The sequence below is a fragment of the Bradyrhizobium sp. CB3481 genome, assembly GCF_029714305.1.
Taxonomy (GTDB): Bacteria; Pseudomonadota; Alphaproteobacteria; order Rhizobiales; family Xanthobacteraceae; genus Bradyrhizobium.
In genome coordinates this window covers 3,179,062-3,197,862 of record NZ_CP121647.1, presented here as the reverse complement: position 1 = coordinate 3,197,862, position 18,801 = coordinate 3,179,062, and the positions used below count along the sequence as shown (strand labels likewise).

Sequence of the window (18,801 nt, the reverse complement as noted above, 5' to 3'; positions counted from 1 at the left end):
CATAATCCCGTCAGGGGCTTCGGGGGATCCATGCTGCAGCTACAATCGGCGTTTGGCGTGCTGGCGCTATTGGCCATCGCGTGGGCGCTCAGTGAAAACCGCCGCGCGGTCTCGCTGCGGCAGGCGGCCATCGGCCTTGCCACCACCATCGTCACCGCGCTGGTGCTGCTCAAGCTGCCGCCGGTGGCAAAAGCATTCGGCGCCATCAACGATGCGGTCAACACCATCTCGGCGGCGACGCGCGCGGGCACCTCCTTCGTGTTCGGCTATATCGGCGGCGGCGCGCTGCCGTTCGATCTCAAGGCGCCGGGCGCGGATTTCGTACTGGCGTTCCAGGCATTGCCGATCGTTCTTGTTATGAGCGTCCTGACCACGCTGCTGTTCTATTGGCGCGTGCTACCGCCGATCGTGCGCGGCATGGCGTGGCTGCTAGAGCGCACGCTCGGCGTCGGCGGCGCAGTCGGGCTGTCCACCGCGGCCAATATCTTTCTCGGCATGGTCGAGGCGCCGCTGTTCATCCGCCCCTATCTGGCGCAGCTGACGCGCAGCGAATTGTTCCTGGTGATGACCGGCGGCATGGCCGGCATCGCCGGCACCGTGCTGGTGCTCTATGCCACCTTCCTGGCGCCGCTGATTCCGGATGCTGCCGCGCATTTCGTGATCGCATCGGTGCTTGGCGCGCCAGCGGCGATCCTGGTCAGCCTGATCATGGTGCCGGAAACATCGGACAAGCGCACCGGCGGATCATTGGAAGATCCTGATATGCAGACGTCCTCGACCATGGATGCCATCGTCAAGGGCACCACCGCGGGACTCGAACTGCTCCTCAACATCGTCGCGATGCTTTTGGTGCTGGTGGCGCTGGTCTATCTCGCTAATGCCATTCTCGGCCTGTTGCCCGAGATTGGCGGCGCAAAAATTTCGCTGCAGCGGCTGCTCGGCTATTTGATGGCGCCGGTCTGCTGGCTGATCGGCCTGCCCTGGCCGCAGGCCATCACGGCCGGAAGCCTGATGGGCACCAAGACCGTGCTCAACGAGCTGATCGCCTATCTCGAATTGTCAAAACTCGGCGCTGAGGCGCTCGATCCGCGCTCGCGGCTGATCATGCTCTATGCGATGTGCGGCTTCGCCAACTTCGCCAGCCTCGGCATCATGATCGGCGGCCTCGGCACCATGGCGCCGGAGCGCCGCGAGGAAATCAACGCGCTGGGATTGAAGTCGATCGTATCGGGGACGATCACGACGTGTTTGATGGGCGCGGTGGTGGGGGTTCTCACATAGATTGCCGTCATGGCCGGGCTTGTCCCGGCCATCCACGTTCTTGTTCTGACCGACGAGAAAGTAAGACGTGGATGCCTGGGTCAAGCCCGGGCACGACGAGCGTAGGTAAACGCACGTCCCTTACGACGCCAACTCCACCGTCTTGAAATCCGCCGGCAAGATCACTTCCAGCAGTTCCACGTCGTCGGAATAATCCATGATCAGGTGTTTGATGCGCGGCGGCTGGGTCCAGGCGCTGCCCTCTTTCATCAGCGTCTCGCCTTGCCCTTCCATGTAGGTCTTCACCCAGCCCTTGAGCACGTAGACCATCTGGAATTCGACGTCGTGGTAATGCAGCTTGGAAACTTCCGCCGGATTGCACGGACCCTGCAGGCGGATCACATGCGCCTGCGCCAGGCCATGGGTCGCATCCTTGATGCCGAGGTCGCGGTACTTTGCGTAAGTGCGCAGGCCGTCGGCTTTGAAATCCTCTTCGCGGTGATGGCTGATGGCGATGGTCTGCTTCGGCCGCGCCTTCTTAGCGGGCTTGGCCTTCGACACGCGCGCCTTGGATTTGATGGTCTTGCGGGCCGAGGACTTGGCTGATGCCTTGTGGCCCGACCATTTTTTCTTCACGGCGGGCTGTGCCGCGGGCCGTGATGTCACTTTCTTCCTGGCCATTTGTGCCTCCCTTTTTGTTTATCGCGGAAGCTAACACGAATTCGCCTGCGTAGGGTGGGTTAGCCGAAGGCGTAACCCACCGCAGCGCTGCGGCACGCAGAAGCATGGTGGGTTACGCTGCGCTAACCCACCCTACGCCGCCCAATCAATGCAGCTGAAACACCCCGTCGACCGCGCGCAGCTCGGCCGGCTTGATCAGCCTGGAATGGGCGACGGTCACGGAATACAGCGGGCCATCAAGCTTCTCCTGCCAGAAAGCGAGGAAGTCCTTCAGCGCCGGGAATTTTGGAAAGAGATCGTAGTTCTGCCAGACATAGGTCTGCAGCAATGAAGGGTGGTCCGGCATCCGATAGAGGATTTGCGCCGTCGTCAGCCCGTAACCCAGCACCTGTTTCCGGAAGTCGTCGGAAACACCAACCCGCGAGACCATGCCTGTACCTCCATTTCTGGAGCGCATTGTCGTGGTGGCACCGAGCCACCCCGGCGGAGATGCGCTCACATGAGAGAATTGTGACGCACGCTACCAACCCATCACAAGCCTAAATGTTTAATGATGTGTTGAAAATTCCAGCATTAGCAGCAGCTTAGCCCACGTGCTAATACGGGATCGGGCGGTGACCGGTCGGGCGTTAAGCATGCCGGAGAAATTTGGCAGACGAGATATTTGAGTGCTAATTTTTCTGCTAGAAGCCCTTGTCCCCCAAACAAGTCTGGCCTAAATCTGCCGCAGCCGCATTGGCACTCGCCGGTGCGGACTGCTAACAATCCAGAATTCGACAACATTTCCAGACGTTTAGGAGGACTGCATGACATTCCGTCCGCTTCACGACCGCGTCGTGGTCAAGCGCATCGACGCAGAAGAGAAGACCGCTGGCGGCATCATCATTCCGGACAGTGCCAAGGAAAAGCCCTCCCAGGGCGAAATCGTCGCCGTGGGCCCGGGTGGCCGCGACGAAGCCGGCAAGCTGATCCCGATCGACCTCAAGGTCGGCGACCGCGTGCTGTTCGGCAAGTGGTCGGGCACCGAGGTCAAAATCGACGGCCAGGAGCTCCTGATCATGAAGGAGTCCGACATCATGGGCGTGCTCGACCTGCCCGCCTCCAAGAAGAAGGCCGCCTAATCCTTCGCCTGCCACGCTCACCCTGAGGAGCGCCGCAAGGCGCCTCCCCTCAAAGGGTGAGAAACAAAGATCAACTCAGGGAAACCAGATATGTCAGCCAAAGAAGTCAAATTCGGCGTTGATGCCCGCGACCGCATGCTGCGCGGCGTCGACATCCTCGCCAATGCCGTGAAGGTCACGCTCGGTCCGAAGGGCCGCAACGTCGTGCTCGACAAGTCGTTCGGCGCGCCCCGCATCACCAAGGACGGCGTCACCGTCGCCAAGGAGATCGAGCTCGACGACAAGTTCGAGAACATGGGTGCGCAGATGGTGCGCGAAGTCGCCTCCAAGTCCGCCGATGCGGCCGGCGACGGCACCACCACCGCGACCGTGCTCGCGGCTGCGATCGTCCGTGAAGGCGCCAAGTCGGTTGCCGCCGGCATGAACCCGATGGATCTCAAGCGCGGTATCGACCTCGCGGTGGAAGCCGTGGTCGCCGACCTCGAGAAGAACTCCAAGAAGGTCACCTCGAACGAGGAAATCGCCCAGGTCGGCACCATCTCGGCCAACGGCGACGCCGAAATCGGCAAGTTCCTCGCCGACGCCATGAAGAAGGTCGGCAACGAGGGCGTCATCACGGTTGAAGAAGCCAAGTCGCTTGAGACCGAACTCGACGTCGTCGAGGGCATGCAGTTCGACCGCGGCTACATCTCGCCCTACTTCGTCACCAACGCCGACAAGATGCGCGTTGAGATGGAAGACGCCTACATCCTGATCAACGAGAAGAAGCTGTCCTCGCTGAACGAGCTGCTGCCGCTGCTGGAAGCCGTGGTGCAGACCGGCAAGCCGCTGGTCATCGTCGCCGAAGACGTCGAAGGCGAAGCCCTCGCCACCCTCGTCGTCAACCGTCTGCGTGGCGGCCTGAAGGTCGCGGCCGTCAAGGCTCCGGGCTTCGGCGATCGCCGCAAGGCCATGCTGCAGGACATCGCGATCCTGACCGGCGGCCAGGCGATCTCGGAAGATCTCGGCATCAAGCTCGAGAACGTCACGCTGCAGATGCTCGGCCGCGCCAAGAAGGTGATGATCGACAAGGAAAACACCACGATCGTCAACGGCGCCGGCAAGAAGGCCGATATCGAGGCCCGCGTTGCCCAGATCAAGGCGCAGATCGAGGAAACCACCTCGGACTACGACCGTGAGAAGCTGCAGGAGCGTCTGGCCAAGCTCGCGGGCGGCGTCGCGGTGATCCGCGTCGGCGGCGCGACCGAGGTCGAGGTGAAGGAGCGCAAGGATCGCGTGGATGACGCGATGCATGCGACCCGCGCGGCTGTTGAAGAAGGCATCGTGCCGGGCGGCGGCGTCGCCCTGCTCCGCGCCTCCGAGCAGCTCAAGCGCATCAAGACCCAGAACGACGACCAGAAGACCGGCGTCGAGATCGTGCGCAAGGCGCTGTCCGCACCGGCCCGCCAGATCGCGGTCAACGCCGGTGAAGACGGCTCCGTCATCGTCGGCAAGATCCTCGAGAAGGAGCAGTACAACTACGGCTTCGACTCGCAGACCGGCGAGTACGGCAACCTGGTCTCCAAGGGCATCATCGACCCGACCAAGGTGGTCCGCACCGCGATCCAGAACGCGTCCTCGGTCGCGGCTCTCCTGATCACCACCGAAGCCATGATCGCCGAACTGCCGAAGAAGAACGCTCCGGCGGCCGGCATGCCCCCGGGCGGCGGCATGGGCGGCATGGACTTCTAAGGCCAACCACTCAAGGCAATCACAAGAATGCAGAACCCCGGCAGCGATGCCGGGGTTTTTGCTTGGAACAACAATGTTGCCATAACACGGCGAATGCCGACGCCTCCCTTGCAACGCTACGCTGAGGAAAAGATCGGCTTCGGCCTGAAATATCCTTGTTATGCACAGTTCGACATAAATATACGATCGTTTGTGTTGACAAGCTCAAAAAAATATTCAGCGAGAGTCGCAATTCGAACCGACGTTTCGCTTCTCTTGGCCCAAAGTCGATAACGGGTAAGGGGCTAAATCAAAGCTCATCCAAAATCTGATCGAACACGGAGCGTGAGCTCTCGTGACGCAAACGAGCGTCGCGGAGAATGCTTTCGCTTGGAAGGAGTAATGTCGCGTGAGTGAAAGCGAAATGAAAGTGACGACAAACGGAACCAAAGCGAACGGAACCAATCTCTTCGGAATGCCGCTGCCGGACTTCTCCAAGATGGCCTTGCCCGGCATGGCCGGCAGCGAACAGGTCCTCGCCCGCACACAGGAAGGCTTCGAGAAGATCAAGGCCGCGTCGGAGAAGATGACGGAAGCGCTGTGCGAGACCTATTCAAGCAACGCCAAAAGCGCGACCGACTACGGGCTGAAGGTGTTTGAACTCTCAAACGCCAACACCGCCTCCACGCTGGATTTCATGATCCATCTGTGCGGCAGCAAGTCGGCGACCGATGTTCTCACCTTGTCCGCGGAGCAAGCACGCAAGGCCATCGTCGCCGCTTCCGATCAGAACAGGGAATTGTGGACACTTGCACAGAAGCTTGCGACCGAAACGGGTGAACCGATCAGGAAGCACTTCAGCAAGGTGTTCCACCAGGCCGGCTAGCGAGCCTGCTCAATTCACGTCCAGGACGTTCGACGAGGATCCGGCCGGTTGGACAGCCCGGCGAGCACAAGCCCCACCAGCACTGCTCGACCGAACGAGGTGCGCGATGCCCCCCAGTAAAGCCGCACCGACAAGGGCAATCCAACCGGCCGGTGCTCTTCGCGCCAACAATCTAGGCAATCACAGGGAGAGCGACATGGGTATGGTGATGGTCAAATGTCCGCAAACTGGACATGCGATTCCCACCGGTATCAGGACTGATCGTGAAAGCTTCGGCCGCCGGCCGGTATTCTTCTCGCGCACCCGTTGCGTGATCTGTCATACCGATCACCCGTGGTTTGCGCGCGAAGCCTGGGTCGAGGAGCCAGTCATCGGAGTGCAGCATCATCACGCGAGCGCCACTGCGTAATGGTTTCACGCTGATCAGATGATGGTCGGGACGGAGGGGACGTTATGCCGCGCACGGACAATTCAAGCGAGACATCCACCTGGCTGTTGCAGGCCAAGGACATACTTGATGAGGCACGACGGCTAAAGCCGGGTCCGGAGCGCAAGGAGCTGCGCCAAACCGCGAAGGTACTGCGAGAGATTGCAAGACTCGAGGCGGCATCTCGGTCAGCACGTGAACATGATTTGCGGCAGAGAACCTGATCGGTGGGCGATCCGCTCGATCGGCTTTCCCCAACATGATAGCCGCAAGTCCAAGGTGGAAGGTCAGTCGGCGGCGCGAAGCGCCTTCACATCGCATCACGCGATTTGACTTCGGGCAGAACCGCCGCGCGAGATTGAGCCGAATTCGACGAGAATATCTCCTCTACTTCGAGGCGCATGGCGTTGTGGCACTCGCAAGCGGCGGCCGCGAGCCGCGCCCGGTTGATCTCGATCAGGCCGCGCCGATCTGACCTGATCGCGCCGCGCGCACGCAGATTACGCATCACGAGCGTCACGGTCGTACGCCGCACACCGAGCATTTGCGAGAGCGCGTGCTGGGTGAGCGGGAGCGCATCATGGTCGACGCGATCACGCAGCTGAAGCAGCCAGCGCGCCATGCGGGCCTGGACAGGGTGCAGCGCATTGCAGGCCAGACCGAGCTGGAACTGTATCAACAGCGCCCGGATGTGAGTTTGAACCATGCGCCTGATCGCTGGACTGCGGTTGAATGCGCCGTAAAACCGCGATGCCGGGATCCGGAAGGCGGTGCCGGTCGCGCGTACGACAGCCGTAATCGCCGAAGGTGATGGCCCGAGCACCGAAAGCAGGCCGACGGCTCCCTCACGTCCAATGGCCGCAGTGGCCACCGTGTGTCCGTCCGCCATGTCGATCATCAACGTGATGGCGCCGTTGTTCGGGAAGAGAACATAGTCGATAGCGTCACCTGCCCGCGAAACGACCCCGTCCTGATTGAGCGCGATCATCTCAAGATCGGGTTCTAGCAGACCGAGATCCGGCGCAGGCAATGCTGCGAGAAGGCGGTTGCCCATTCCGCCGTGAGGCATCACTGCGACATACCCGCGGTGACGCGTCTACGGCGTCCTCCATTTGGAGAATCGCGAAACGATCGTCTCAACATCGATTAAATTTGCTCTCTACTCGCACAAACACGCTGGCACGCTACCAAATTCCAAACGCCCGGCTGCGCGCAGACTTTCTGCTTGCAGAGCCTAAGGGAGTTAGATGCAAACGGACCGCCGGACGCAACCCGCAAAATGCGCATGGGTAATACGGTAACAGTGCGCGAAGTTCCAATTTCGGCGCGTGGATTTCGAGCAAGAACGAGAAGTAGAACCGACTGGGTAAACGCAAACCCCGGCATCGCTGCCGGATTTGCGCACGTGCTGTCAGCGCACCACCGTCCCGATCCGCTCGTAACGGATGGCCGGCGGCTTGCCGTTGTCGCCGGCGTCGCGGGAAAAGAAGATCATGCCGACGCGGCTGATGACAGAGGGCGCGGCGCAAACCGCGCACTCTTTGTTTGAATCAAATGTCTCCGCCTGTCATTCCAGGGGGACAATTGCCGTCATGCGGCCGCCGCACGGCGATACATCACGTCCGTTCGCAACACGTATTTGCGTCCCGTCGTAACGGGATCGCCGCGATGCAGAATCGGGTGGTGGAACAGCAGCCCCATGCCTTTCGCCGGCGTGATGCGCAGCATTCCGCCGGTCGAGAAGCCGAAGCCATCGTCGCTGAACGACGTCGCGCCACCGTCGAAGTCGTCGTTCAGGTAGACCATGAACGTGAAGAAGCTGCGTTCGCCGTTCGGCCTCTGGAAGTAGCCGTCACGATGCCAATCGAACTGCTGCCCGATATCGTAGCGATAGAGCCGAAGCCGCTCGTTGAACGCCACCGGTGTCCATGTCCGCTGAAAGCGCGGCGCCAGATCGTCCGAGAGACGCTGATAAAGCGCCAGCGCCCGCGCTGGATCGTCAATCATCACCCGGTCGTTGTTGCGCACGTCCTTCATCATGATCATCCCCCGCGCGGTGGTGATCGGTGCCTCTTCGAAGCCGGTCGCTTCGCCGAGCCTGATATAGTCGTCGCATTCGGCAGCCGAGAGGAAGCCGGCGATGGTGGCAATGTTGTCCGCTCTCCAATAGATCTCAGCCATAACCGGCTCCTATTGTCATGTGATGCCCTTGCGAAGGGCCGTCCATGGGCGGCCCTTCTGTTTTGTCATGCGTTCTCCGCCGACTTGATGCGGACCAGCTTGCTCAGCAGCGCGTCGAGGCCCTGCCCGTCGCCTGCATGCAGGTCGATCCGGCCGACCTTCTCGACCAGCCGCTCCAGCGACTCCAGCTCCTTGAGCCGCAGCAGCAGCGGGTTCTCCTCCATCAGCTTGGCGGTGTTCAGAAGCGAGCGCGTCGCCGCGGTCTCTTCCTGACGGCGGATCAGGTTCGCCTTGGCGACCCGCTCCGCCTCCACCACCTTATTGACGAGCTCGCGGATCTCGCCGGGCAGGATCACGTCCTTCACGCCGAGCTCCGTGACCTCCACGCCGCTGTCCGCGACGCGGTCGCGGACATAGTCGCGCAGCTCCGCATCCAGCGCCGCCTTCGCCGACAGCACCTCGTCGAGCGTGCGGCCGGCGACCGCCTCGCGGATCGCGAACTGCACCAGGCGGTACAGCCACGCATCCACGTCGGGCACGGCAGCGACCACGCGCTCGGGGTCGACGATCCGGCGGAATGCCGTCAGGGTCACACGCAGCGCGATGCGATCCTTGGTCAGCATTTCCTGCGCGGTGATCTCGACCGCCTGCGGACGCAGGTCGAGGCGCTTGACCTCGATCTTGCGGCCGGCGATCCAGAACGCGTGCCGGCCGGGCGCGAGCCGCTCCACCAGCCGGCCCTCGACGTAGAGCAGACCAGCCTCGTGGTTCTCGACCACCGCCTCCGTCACGATGGTCGGACGGTTGCGTTCGATCATCGCCAGATGGCGCTCGGTCACGCGGGGATCACGGCTCACATCGATGCGCTCGACATCGATGGAGGTCGCGACCTTCCAGTAGACGCGCGCCTGCCAGGGCGTCATCAGGTGCACCGGACGGCCGTCGAGGCTGACGATCGCGATCTCGTTCGCCTTCGTCTCCACCGCCTCGAACAGCTCGGCGGCGAGATCAGGCCGCGCGGCCTTCAGCACCGCGTAACGCTCCGCGGGGAATTCGGTGCGCACGACGTTGAAGATCTCCGCCGTCAACTGACGGCGCAGATCGAACAAGAGGTGACGGCCGGGTTCGAGTACGCGCTCGAGCCTGCCGTTACGCGTCAGCAACGCGCGCTCGCCATCCTTCACCGTCAGCGTCTTCATCAGCAAATGCCAGGTCACGGCACGCCTCCATGGTTTGCGCTCCGGCCCTGAAGAGGTCGAAGTGCGGGTTTCGTTTTGCAAAGGACGTGAGGACGCAGACGACGCTTCCTGGAAGCTCGGCGGGCCGGGTTTAAGCTTGCGCAATGACGGGCGCACGCGGTCGATCGCACGACTTGCGTCGCGCGGCCAAACGTTGCCACCCGGCATCAACGCAAGCGGTATCCACCGCGGCGCAAAGCCGGTCTCACAGTGTCTAGGTTCGGACGAAAAGCCTTGCGGCAATGCGGCCGGACTGCGACTGAAGCGCGCGTCCGGTCCCCTTCAGAGGTATCAGCTTATCAGGCTGAAACGGAGCGCTGGAACGGGATTCGAACCCGTGACAGGATGATTCACATTCATCTGCTCTACCAAACTGAGCTATCCTTTGTGGTGTGATAGACCGGAATCGAACCGGCGACCTTCGGGTCACCCCGACGCTCTGCCGCTGAGCTACTATCGCGTCTTCACCAGGCGGAACACGAAACCGAAGACCGGCCCGCGCCAGTCGGGATCACAACGAGCCCGAACACATGGCCAAAGCGAAGGAGCGGGTCAATAAACGAAACATCTTTCAGTTGCAAGAGTGCTGACGAGATTTTTTTATGATCACGCAGACGCTGTGTCGTCACCATCACAGCGTTAACCAACCTCGTAGCTTCGTAGGGTGGGCAAAGGAGCGTCAGCGACGTGCCCACCATCCATCGGCGAGCGCGCTTCCAAATGGTGGGCACGCTTCCGCCTTCGCTCTTCAAGCTACGGCGGACAAGCCGCTTTGCCCACCCTACGCACTACGCACTTGAAGGTCGCACTACTGAAATGCGACTTCCGCAAAACTTCTGAGCTTGCGCGAATGCAGCCGCTCGGATTCCTGATGCTTGAGCCGTTCGAGTGCCTTCAGGCCGATCTCCAGATGCTGACCGACGCGCCGGCGGTAGAATTCGCTGGCCATGCCGGCGAGCTTGATCTCGCCATGCAGCGGCTTGTCGGAGACGCATAGCAAGGTGCCGTAGGGCACGCGGAAGCGATAGCCGTTGGCGGCGATCGCTGCGGACTCCATGTCGAGCGCGACAGCGCGCGATTGCGACAACCGCCTGATGACCGACGGGCCGCTGATTTCCCAATTTCTGTTGTCGACGCTTGCGACCGTCCCGGTGCGCATCACCCGTTTGAGCTCGAAGCCGGTCAGCCCGGTCACCTCGCCGACCGCCTCCTCGAGCGCCACCTGCATCTCGGCGAGCGCCGGGATCGGGACCCAGAGCGGCAGCTCGTGATCGAGCACGTGATCCTCGCGGACGTAACCATGCGCGAGCACGTAGTCGCCAAGCCGCTGCGTATTCCGAAGGCCGGCGCAATGCCCCACCATCAGCCAGGCATGCGGCCGCAACACGGCGACGTGGTCGGTGACGTTGCGCGCATTGGACGGGCCGGTGCCGATATTGATCAGGGTAATGCCGCGATAGCCGGGCTCGACGAGATGAAAGGCAGGCATCTGCGGGCTACGCTCGAGCGCCGTCCCGGTCGTGCCGCCGCCAAGGCGTGCATTGCGCGTGATCGTATTGCCGGGTGCAACGAACGCCTCGGGGCCGACGTCGCCCGATGCGAGCCGTTGCTGGCACAATTGCACGAAGGCATCGACATAGAACTGGTAGTTCGTGAAGATCACGAAATTCTGGAAATGCTCGGGATCGGTGCCGGTGTAGTGATAAAGCCGGCGCAGCGAGTAATCGACCCGCGCCGCACGAAACAGCGACAGCGGCTCCGGCGCGCCGGGGGGCAGCTCGAACGTGCCGTCGACGATCGCATCGTCCATCGCGCCAAGGTCGGGCGTGTCGAACACGTCGCGCAGCGTTCGCGTAAAGGCCGAGCTGTCGGCAATCGTCAGCGCCGCCTCGATGTTGATGTCGCGCCGATAGGCGAAATGTATCGGAATCGGCTCGTTGGACTCGCCGATCTCGACCGGCACGCCGTGATTCTTCACGAGCAGCTCGATCTGCTCGGTGAAATAGGTGCGGAAAATATCCGGGCGCGTCACACTGGTCTCGTGCACGCCCGGTCCCGCGACAAAGCCGTAAGCGAGGCGCGAATCGAGCCGCGCATGGGTCGCCGTCGTCATCCGCACGAACGGATAGCAGGCGCGCACGCGCGTCGCGAACGTCCCGCCATTGACATAGGCTTCAAACCGGTCGCGAAGGAACCGGGTATTGCGCTCGTAGATTTCCTCGATACGGGCAACGGCCGCGCCGGCATCGACGAAGGCTTCAGTCTCGATGTGCGGTGGAGTTTCGACGAGCATTGCGGAACACATGTTGTTTCCCGCCAGATTGGCTGCGAGCGCGAAAGACTCACGCTGGGTCAGCCAATATAACCACAATCGAGGCTCGTTCCAGAGAGGTCTGCGCGTAGGATGGGTAGAGCGAAAGCGAAACCCATCACTTACAACCGCGCATGCGGAACGATGATGGGTTTCGCTTCGCTCTACCCATCCTACGAAATATCCGCTTTTACGACCTACTGGACCTTCGCCAGCACCGCGAGACGACGGATGCCCTTGTTCTTGTAGGCGTCGAGGAAGGCGTAATAGTCCTTGAAGGAGACGCAGCCGTTGGATTGTCCGCTCGGCCCGAGCATGTAGGTGTGAGCGAGCAGTCCGTCGCGGTTGAAGATCTTGTCCTGACCGCCGAGCGGCGTCAGCCGCAGTGCCGGCACACCGTGAAACAGCGCTTCGCGCGGCTTCAGCTCATAAATGTGCGGCGGCGTCACGCCCTGCATCCGCACATGCGCGGAACGAACGTCGTCCATCCTGGAGCCGAGGCCGGAATGCGCCTCGAGCCTGGTGCCGTCGGGCAGATAGACCATCTTCGCGGAAATGTCGTAGACCGCCGTCTGCCGATCATAGGGCGGCGAGCCGCCGAGCATCGGGTTCTGGCTGCGCGTATCGATGATGCTGCCGGTGACGCTGGCATCGGCCGAGGCATAGGCCAATAGCGAGTTCGATTGCGGCTTGCCCCACAGCTTCTCGACCATGTTGATCCGGTCGCCCGAACCGATCGACATGACCGCCGCCTTGGCGCGCTGCGCCATGTCGCGGATCGGATTGCCCGATGCTTTCGCCGGCTCCTGCGGCGCCGCGGCCGGCACATTGAGCGCGAGCTGGGTCGCCGGTGCCTTCGGCTTCGGCGTTTCCGCGCGCTTGGGCGCCTCGACGGCCTTTGGCGCGGCAGCCGGCGGCGAAGCTTCCGCCAGTTTCGTCGTTTCGACCGGCCTCGCCTCACCCGCACGCGAGGGCTCGCCCTGCGCCGCTGCAGCGGCGAACCTTTCGTTGAACATCAGCGAGCTTGCGACATTCTCCGGCGCCGGCATCACCAGCGGGCGCTGTTCGAACGAGGCGAATATTTCATTGAAGGCCGGCTGCGCCCGAGCGGCGATCATCGTCGTATTGTTGGCGACGGGCGCGTCGTACGCCGCACCGTTCACCGACGGATAGATGCTGGCGCCGATCACGTTGGTGTAGACGGTCCAGGCGCAGCCCAGCACGAGGCCAGTGACCGCGACACCGCCGAGGAAATATTGGGGAATAGCTTTACGAGAGGATTTCCTGCGGTTGTGGGCCGCAGGGCCGAACGCACGCGTACGCTTACTCATTCACACAACGCCCAGAACAATTCCACCAAGTCCCCCATTGATGCCGCCGTCCCGAGGGCCCCCAGCAGCATCTCGCAGAGGCACAGAGCGTCATTAAGGCGAATTTTAGTTAAATCCGGCTTAAACGCGGGCGGAACTAAGGCGGCTTCAAATATCTGGAACTATTGGAGAAATTATCCCCGTAACGCTCCGGGGATTGGGCCTTTTCAGGGACATCCGGCGCGAGGTCAGGCCGGATGTCCCATATTGGACCAAGTTAAGCCTCAATCCTTGAACGGATCGAACTCGTTCTCGCCGGCCATCGCCACCGCGAAAGGCCGCAGCGTGTGCTGCACCCGGATCGAGCCGGCGTGCTCGGCCAGCACTTCCGGCAGCCGGCGATAGGCCATCGGGCTTTCGTCGAGATCGGCTCCAATCAACGTGACACCTCGCGATTGCAGCCACGCGTCCATCTCGGCGCGCGTGAACCGCCGCTTGGCCTCCTTGCGGCCGAACAAGCGTCCAGCGCCGTGCACGGTCGAATAGAGCGAAGCCTTCGCCTCCTCACTATCGACGCCCTCGACGATCACAGCGTCATCGCCCATCGATCCACCGATGAAGCCGCGCTGGCCGGGAAATGCCGGCGTTGCGCCCTTGCGCACCACCCACAGATCCTTGCCGCCATGGTTCTCGCGCCACGCATAATTGTGGTGGTTGTGCACCATGTCGGTGACCTCGCCGCCGATGATTTTGCGCACGCGCTCGATCACCCATTCGCGGCCGGCATAGGAGTAGCGGCCGGCGAGCTGCATCGCCGCGATGTAGCGCCGCCCGATCTCGCTGTCCTCGTCGATCACGGCGGGCGGCACGTTCATGCCGTCCTTGCCGCCCGCGGCCTTGAGGTAGCGGGTCGCGCTGGTGTGGCCGAGACCGCGGCTGCCGAAATGCACGCCGATCCAGACGAAGCCTTCCTCGTCGCGCAGGAGGTCAACATAGTGGTTGCCCGATCCGACGGTGCCGAGCTGCGAGACCGCCTTCTGCCGGTAGGCGCCCATGTCGGATTCGCGCCATGCGTCGTCGTCGTCGAACAGCGCATGCTCGACACGCTCGTCGTTGGTGCGTCCAACGCCGAACGAGATCACGCTGTGCACATCCTTGATGATGGTGCCGACATTGTTCTCGATCTGGCTGAACGGCGTATCGAGCCGCACGGCCATGTTGCCGCAGCCGATGTCGAAGCCGACGCCGGAGATGCTGATCTGCTTCTCATAAGCAATCACGCCGCCGACCGGCTGGGCATAGCGAGATGGCCGTCCGCGCAAATCACGCCGGCAACCGCGTTGCCGACCGACATGCAGTTGCGCATCTGCGCGATCGTCGCGTCCTCGTGCGTGCCGAAGATCTTCAGCGGGCTGTTCTGGTATTGCGCCGCCTGCGGCTTCATCGCGATGTCGCCGGCAACCGCCTCCGCATCGCGCGCCAGCTTTTCCTTGCGCGCGGCATCGCGAAACAGGCACCAGGTCGGCATCGGCCGCTGCCCAGGACGGTCGATCTTCGCATCGGGATCGAGCCCGGCCTCGACGGCCAAGGCGCGGGCGCGCTCCTGAAAGGGGTCGGATCGCATCTCATTCTCCTTCACTTGCAATAGTATACGCCGAAATCCGGTCCGGATCTTCGGCGTGCCCCACGTCAGTCGCGACATGGGACGATCGGGTTTGCAGGCAGGGAGCAATTATGAGGTCGAGCTTGCCACGAGTGGCACTGCCGCGGATCGTTCCCTGCCATGGCGGCAGAGGGAGACCCGCTGCCGCGTTACACTGACGGTGTTTCCTGGCGGAACGCTGCGTAATTCGAACATACGCCAACGACGCACGCCATGGCACGACCGCGCCGGACGACCGGCCGGCCTGCATAACGTGACGGGTTGGTGTCTAAACGAAGCATCGTCTTTCCATGGATCGCGGAAGCGCGCGATCACATACATCAATTTCCGGATTTGTAAATAGTGCGCACAATTTCCACGCGTCGGGCGCGCTAAGTTTCCTGCGTCACGGCCGCGCTAACTCCTCATCCTGAGGAGCCCGCAAAGCGGGCGTCTCGAAGGATGTAGGCCACAACCGGGGCTTCATGGTTCGCCCGGCGATGCGAAGCATCGTCCGGAGACGCGCGGAGCCTGTCATCGGGCCGCGCTTCGCGCGGACCCGGTGGCACTCCTCACCATGAGAAGCTTACCTAATAGCGCAACTGCGGATACCAATCCTTGCCGCGCCCTTCCGGCGTGGTGTCGAGGATGGTCCACAGCGGATCGAAATCGGGCGCACCGCGCGGGTCCTGTCCGGGATCGGCGGTCGATGCTCCCATTTCACCCGACCAGAAATGCCGGATGCTGCCGTCGCGCCGCGTGAACACGTTGTAGCCGGGCACGTCCGCATCCGCCGCGCTGACATAGTCGCGCGTGAAGTCGCCCGACGCATCTGAATAGATCCGATGCCGTGTCCAGCCGCGCGCCTTCTTCGCCTCGATCAGCCGCGCGATCGGCGAGCGCGCCACGAACACGAAGGCGATGCGCTGTTCGACATCGGGCAGCTTTGCTTGCCAGGTGCTCATGAAGGATGTGCACATCGGGCACGGCTGTTCGCGCTGCGGGCCGAACATGTAGCTGTAGATCACCAGCGTCTGCTTGTTGCCGAACAGGTCCGACAGCGTGGTCTTGCCGCCCTCGCCTTCGAATTCATAGTTCTTCGTCACCACACCGCCCGGCGGCAGCGCGCGGCGCAACGCGGCGACGCGTTCGATATGACGGCGCAGCTCAATCTCCTCGGCGAGCAATTGCTCGCGGGCGCGGCGATACTCGGCGCTCTCGTTGGGAAAGCGCACGGCGTTTGCGCGTGCGAGTTCGGCGGCGGGCTTCAGGGTGGAACCGGACATGGGAACGCCTCCTGTTGCGTTTGGATGATTGGAAGACGTTTCAACCCCCGGCTTCGCCGACAGCGGCGGGTAAAAATCCGGTGTTAAACCCCCGGTTTCACGCCGTTTTGGCGACGTTTAGGCCTGCTTTCTCGCATTGCAGCCATCGCCGAACCTTAATCGCCGGGCGCAGACACATTAACGCCGGCCATTGGCTTTGCGCTGGAGAACGGGCCTGATACGGTACCGTATCAGGCCCTTCTTCGCTGTATTCGTCCGTACCCAGGGGAAGCTGCCATGACAATAACGCTGGCACGCGCCGGATCCATTGCCTTCGCGGGCACCCTGCTGCTGCTCGCCGGGGCTGCGGCGGCGCAGCCGGCAATATCAGGCTGCACGTCCACGCCGACCGCCCAGGGAACCCAAACCTTGCAGTGTGAAGCAGCTATCACAATCGTGGCCGAGAGCGGTGCTAAGTTCGAGCTCAGGGATCGCAACCGCGATGGCCATGTCGATTCCGTCGAGCTCAGCAACAAGGCCTTGCTGGTCGAAGTGCCGAAGAAGCCGGGCCGCACGCGGTTCAACGTGGTGACGCCGCAGGCGATTGCCGCGGTGCGCGGCACCAAATGGGCCGTCGATGCCGAGAGCGGAAAAACGTCCGTCTTTGTCGTCGACGGCCGCGTCAGCGTCGCGCGCTCAGCCGGCCGCGGCAGCGTCTTGCTCGGCCCCGGCGAGGGCGTCGACGTCGAGACATCGGGCGATCTGGTCGTCAAACGCTGGGGCGCGGCGCGCGTTGCGGCACTGATGGCAAGGCTCGGACAATAAAAGGCTGGGGCAATAGAAGACCAGGACGGAAGAAACGCACGAATGAGCCATCGACGTCTTCATATTCTGGTTGCGTTGCTCTGCACGGGATTGTGGGCAGGCGCGATATGGCTCGGCCATTCGAACGGCTATTTGCGCTTTCTCGACCGGCTCGAGTCGGCACTGACCGACGCGCGAACGCTGACGCGCGGCATAAAGGCGCCGCCGGACCTCGTCACCATCGTTGCGATCGACGACACCATCGTCAAGCTCGCCGGTGCCTATCCGCTGCCGCGCGCAGAGATAGCCGAGATCGTCGAGGCGATCGCACGGCTGGAGCCGAAAGTCATTGCCGTCGATCTGCTGCTGATCGACAAGGGCCCTGCCGAGGGCGATGCGGCCCTCGCGAAAGCGTTCGCAGCGCGCCCGACCGTGCTCGCGGCAGCGGCCGTATTCCCGAACACCGTCCAACCGTCGGAAGAGAGCGAGGGGCCGCTGGCCGGCCTGCCGAAGGCCAGCCGCTTCCTGCTGCCGCTGCCAGCATTTGTTGAGCGCGCGGAAGTCGGCGTTGCCAATGTGGCGACGGGCCAGACCGGCACGCCGCTGTCGGTGCCGATGCTGTTCCGGACGCGGGACAATATCGAATTGTCGTTTCCGCTCCGCGTCGCCTCGATCGCAATCGGCGACAAGCTGACGATTGAACCCGACCGCCTCAGGTTCGGCGACCGGCCGATCCTGACGGCTGCAGACTATGCGCTGCCGATTTCCTATTACGGTCCGCGCCACACCATTCGCACCATCAGTGCCGCTAACCTGATCGAGGGCCACGTCGACAAGGAAGCCATTCAAGGCAAGATCGTCGTCCTCGGCGCCACCGCGACCGGCGCCGGCGACTTCTTTCCGACGCCGTTCGACTCGCTGATGCCGGGCGTGGAAATCATCGCAACCGCGATCACGCATCTGCTGGCAGGCGACGGTATCGTGCGTGATCGGCGGGTTCGCATTATCGACGCCGCGACGACGATCCTGCTGCCCATGCTGCTGGTCGGGCTATTGGCCTGGCGGCGAAACGCCGTCGGTCTGGTTGCGGTGAGCGCGGTGCTGCTGGCATGGGCGGCCGCCAATGCGATCGCCTTTGCGCACGGTCAATGGCTCAACGCCGCGGTGACCATCGCCGCTTCAGCGCCGCCACTGATGCTGTTCGGCGGCATCCAGCTCTGGTCGGGCCGGCACAGCGCCCAGCATCTCGCCGCGCAAAACAAGCTGCTCGAACAATTCCATACGCCGGGCCTGCAGCAGTGGCTGACGCGCGATCCCGACTTCCTGCTGGCGCCGGTCAGGCAGGACGCCGCCGTCGTGTTTGTCGATCTGTCCGGCTTTACCTCGCTCAGCGAAACGCTCGATCCCGACGCCACGCGCGGCCTTCTGCAGGAGTTTCACGCCCTGGTCGACAAGGAAGTGACACGCTGCGGCGGCGTGATCACGAGCTTCCTCGGCGACGGCGCCATGATCCTGTTCGGCCTGCCGGAAGCCGCGGCGGACGACGCGGCGCGCGCGGCGCAATGTTCAATCGCGCTCTGCGTCAAGACCGAACGCTGGATTGCGGCGTTGCCGCCGCAAATCGCTCTACGTATCGGCTTCAAGATCGGCGCGCATTTCGGACCGATCGTCGCCTCCCGGCTCGGCGGCCGCAACCACCAGCACATCACCGCAACCGGCGACACCGTGAACGTGGCGAGCCGGCTGATGGAAGTGGCGGCGCGCCATGACGTCCGGCTGGCGCTGAGCGATACGCTGCGCGGCGCGGCGGAACGCACCGGCGCCCGGTTGAAGACCGGAAGCCTGACCGGCCCCGTCGAGGCGCAGATTCGCGGCAGGTCGGGCTCGCTTGCGGTCTGGCTGTGGCGGAACGAGCACCCGGCGGTCAACCAGCACACGCGATCCGACGCCGCCGAGTGAACGGCC

Annotated in this window: 17 protein-coding genes and 2 tRNA genes; 7 read left to right on the top strand and 12 right to left on the bottom strand. The window is 62.8% G+C overall.

Going from position 1 to position 18,801, the window contains the following annotated elements; translation table 11 throughout:
* Nucleotides 1-30: 30 nt before the first annotated feature.
* Entirely contained in the window at nucleotides 31-1,281 is a 1,251-nt protein-coding gene (locus tag QA643_RS15370; RefSeq protein WP_283033965.1) for a nucleoside transporter C-terminal domain-containing protein, read from the top strand.
* Nucleotides 1,282-1,401: 120 nt separating this feature from the next.
* Here QA643_RS15370 and QA643_RS15365 read toward each other — a convergent pair whose 3' ends face one another.
* Together QA643_RS15365 and QA643_RS15360 are read right to left on the bottom strand one after the other, a co-directional pair.
* Nucleotides 1,402-1,941, bottom strand: coding sequence for a cupin domain-containing protein (locus tag QA643_RS15365; protein ID WP_283033964.1), 540 nt, complete (start codon nucleotides 1,939-1,941; stop codon nucleotides 1,402-1,404).
* Between the two features lie 145 nt (nucleotides 1,942-2,086).
* Nucleotides 2,087-2,371, bottom strand: a complete 285-nt coding sequence (locus QA643_RS15360; protein WP_283033963.1) for an usg protein — start codon at nucleotides 2,369-2,371, stop codon at nucleotides 2,087-2,089.
* Between the two features lie 376 nt (nucleotides 2,372-2,747).
* Here QA643_RS15360 and QA643_RS15355 point away from each other — a divergent pair, with 376 nt between their 5' ends.
* From QA643_RS15355 to QA643_RS15340, 4 genes are all read left to right on the top strand, one after another.
* Nucleotides 2,748-3,062: a co-chaperone GroES gene (locus QA643_RS15355; protein WP_283033962.1), complete on the top strand. Its 315-nt coding sequence runs from the start codon at nucleotides 2,748-2,750 to the stop codon at nucleotides 3,060-3,062.
* A 90-nt stretch (nucleotides 3,063-3,152) separates the two neighbouring features.
* Nucleotides 3,153-4,793, top strand: coding sequence for a chaperonin GroEL (gene groL, locus QA643_RS15350; protein ID WP_283033961.1), 1,641 nt, complete (start codon nucleotides 3,153-3,155; stop codon nucleotides 4,791-4,793).
* A 403-nt stretch (nucleotides 4,794-5,196) separates the two neighbouring features.
* Nucleotides 5,197-5,658, top strand: coding sequence for a phasin family protein (locus QA643_RS15345; protein ID WP_283033960.1), 462 nt, complete (start codon nucleotides 5,197-5,199; stop codon nucleotides 5,656-5,658).
* A gap of 196 nt (nucleotides 5,659-5,854) precedes the next feature.
* Nucleotides 5,855-6,067 carry a hypothetical protein gene (locus QA643_RS15340; protein WP_283033959.1) on the top strand — a complete coding sequence of 71 codons (213 nt, stop codon included), beginning with the start codon at nucleotides 5,855-5,857 and terminating at the stop codon, nucleotides 6,065-6,067.
* Nucleotides 6,068-6,395: 328 nt separating this feature from the next.
* Here the strand turns inward: QA643_RS15340 and QA643_RS15335 are convergent, their stop codons facing one another.
* The 10 genes from QA643_RS15335 to QA643_RS15290 all read right to left on the bottom strand — a co-directional run bounded on the left by QA643_RS15335 (nucleotide 6,396) and on the right by QA643_RS15290 (nucleotide 16,053).
* Complete coding sequence (locus tag QA643_RS15335) at nucleotides 6,396-7,139, bottom strand: Crp/Fnr family transcriptional regulator (RefSeq protein WP_283033958.1); 744 nt, start codon at nucleotides 7,137-7,139, stop codon at nucleotides 6,396-6,398.
* Between the two features lie 536 nt (nucleotides 7,140-7,675).
* Nucleotides 7,676-8,266, bottom strand: a complete 591-nt coding sequence (locus QA643_RS15330; protein ID WP_283033957.1) for a 2OG-Fe(II) oxygenase — start codon at nucleotides 8,264-8,266, stop codon at nucleotides 7,676-7,678.
* A 65-nt stretch (nucleotides 8,267-8,331) separates the two neighbouring features.
* Nucleotides 8,332-9,483, bottom strand: coding sequence for a slipin family protein (locus tag QA643_RS15325; RefSeq protein WP_283033956.1), 1,152 nt, complete (start codon nucleotides 9,481-9,483; stop codon nucleotides 8,332-8,334).
* Nucleotides 9,484-9,822: 339 nt separating this feature from the next.
* Nucleotides 9,823-9,888: transfer RNA gene (locus QA643_RS15320), tRNA-His, on the bottom strand.
* Between the two features lie 4 nt (nucleotides 9,889-9,892).
* Nucleotides 9,893-9,964: transfer RNA gene (locus tag QA643_RS15315), tRNA-OTHER, on the bottom strand.
* A gap of 348 nt (nucleotides 9,965-10,312) precedes the next feature.
* Complete coding sequence (locus QA643_RS15310) at nucleotides 10,313-11,797, bottom strand: AMP nucleosidase (RefSeq protein WP_283034813.1); 1,485 nt, start codon at nucleotides 11,795-11,797, stop codon at nucleotides 10,313-10,315.
* Between the two features lie 215 nt (nucleotides 11,798-12,012).
* The gene (locus QA643_RS15305) at nucleotides 12,013-13,146 is read right to left on the bottom strand and encodes a DUF2778 domain-containing protein (RefSeq protein WP_283033955.1); all 1,134 of its coding nucleotides are present in this window, start codon (nucleotides 13,144-13,146) and stop codon (nucleotides 12,013-12,015) included.
* Between the two features lie 263 nt (nucleotides 13,147-13,409).
* Nucleotides 13,410-14,405, bottom strand: coding sequence for an RtcB family protein (locus QA643_RS15300; RefSeq protein WP_283033954.1), 996 nt, complete (start codon nucleotides 14,403-14,405; stop codon nucleotides 13,410-13,412).
* The gene (locus QA643_RS15295) at nucleotides 14,402-14,749 is read right to left on the bottom strand and encodes a hypothetical protein (protein ID WP_283033953.1); all 348 of its coding nucleotides are present in this window, start codon (nucleotides 14,747-14,749) and stop codon (nucleotides 14,402-14,404) included. Before QA643_RS15295 ends, QA643_RS15300 begins: the two co-directional genes overlap by 4 nt.
* A gap of 608 nt (nucleotides 14,750-15,357) precedes the next feature.
* The gene (locus QA643_RS15290; RefSeq protein ID WP_283033952.1) at nucleotides 15,358-16,053 is read right to left on the bottom strand and encodes a DUF899 family protein; all 696 of its coding nucleotides are present in this window, start codon (nucleotides 16,051-16,053) and stop codon (nucleotides 15,358-15,360) included.
* A gap of 276 nt (nucleotides 16,054-16,329) precedes the next feature.
* Here QA643_RS15290 and QA643_RS15285 point away from each other — a divergent pair, with 276 nt between their 5' ends.
* Nucleotides 16,330-16,857, top strand: coding sequence for a FecR domain-containing protein (locus QA643_RS15285; RefSeq protein ID WP_283033951.1), 528 nt, complete (start codon nucleotides 16,330-16,332; stop codon nucleotides 16,855-16,857).
* 42 nt (nucleotides 16,858-16,899) lie between these two features.
* Complete coding sequence (locus QA643_RS15280) at nucleotides 16,900-18,795, top strand: adenylate/guanylate cyclase domain-containing protein (RefSeq protein WP_283033950.1); 1,896 nt, start codon at nucleotides 16,900-16,902, stop codon at nucleotides 18,793-18,795.
* The last annotated feature ends 6 nt before the right edge of the window (nucleotides 18,796-18,801 follow it).

Coding starts and splice junctions, on each gene's coding strand:
- QA643_RS15345 (WP_283033960.1), top strand. CDS start 5,197: ATGAAAGTGACGACAAACGGAACCAAAGCGAACGGAACCAATCTCTTC.
- QA643_RS15330 (WP_283033957.1), bottom strand. CDS start 8,266: ATGGCTGAGATCTATTGGAGAGCGGACAACATTGCCACCATCGCCGGC.
- QA643_RS15360 (WP_283033963.1), bottom strand. CDS start 2,371: ATGGTCTCGCGGGTTGGTGTTTCCGACGACTTCCGGAAACAGGTGCTG.
- QA643_RS15280 (WP_283033950.1), top strand. CDS start 16,900: ATGAGCCATCGACGTCTTCATATTCTGGTTGCGTTGCTCTGCACGGGA.
- QA643_RS15335 (WP_283033958.1), bottom strand. CDS start 7,139: ATGGGCAACCGCCTTCTCGCAGCATTGCCTGCGCCGGATCTCGGTCTG.
- QA643_RS15355 (WP_283033962.1), top strand. CDS start 2,748: ATGACATTCCGTCCGCTTCACGACCGCGTCGTGGTCAAGCGCATCGAC.
- QA643_RS15290 (WP_283033952.1), bottom strand. CDS start 16,053: ATGTCCGGTTCCACCCTGAAGCCCGCCGCCGAACTCGCACGCGCAAAC.
- QA643_RS15295 (WP_283033953.1), bottom strand. CDS start 14,749: ATGCGATCCGACCCCTTTCAGGAGCGCGCCCGCGCCTTGGCCGTCGAG.
- groL (WP_283033961.1), top strand. CDS start 3,153: ATGTCAGCCAAAGAAGTCAAATTCGGCGTTGATGCCCGCGACCGCATG.
- QA643_RS15285 (WP_283033951.1), top strand. CDS start 16,330: ATGACAATAACGCTGGCACGCGCCGGATCCATTGCCTTCGCGGGCACC.
- QA643_RS15310 (WP_283034813.1), bottom strand. CDS start 11,797: ATGCTCGTCGAAACTCCACCGCACATCGAGACTGAAGCCTTCGTCGAT.
- QA643_RS15370 (WP_283033965.1), top strand. CDS start 31: ATGCTGCAGCTACAATCGGCGTTTGGCGTGCTGGCGCTATTGGCCATC.
- QA643_RS15365 (WP_283033964.1), bottom strand. CDS start 1,941: ATGGCCAGGAAGAAAGTGACATCACGGCCCGCGGCACAGCCCGCCGTG.
- QA643_RS15340 (WP_283033959.1), top strand. CDS start 5,855: ATGGGTATGGTGATGGTCAAATGTCCGCAAACTGGACATGCGATTCCC.
- QA643_RS15305 (WP_283033955.1), bottom strand. CDS start 13,146: ATGAGTAAGCGTACGCGTGCGTTCGGCCCTGCGGCCCACAACCGCAGG.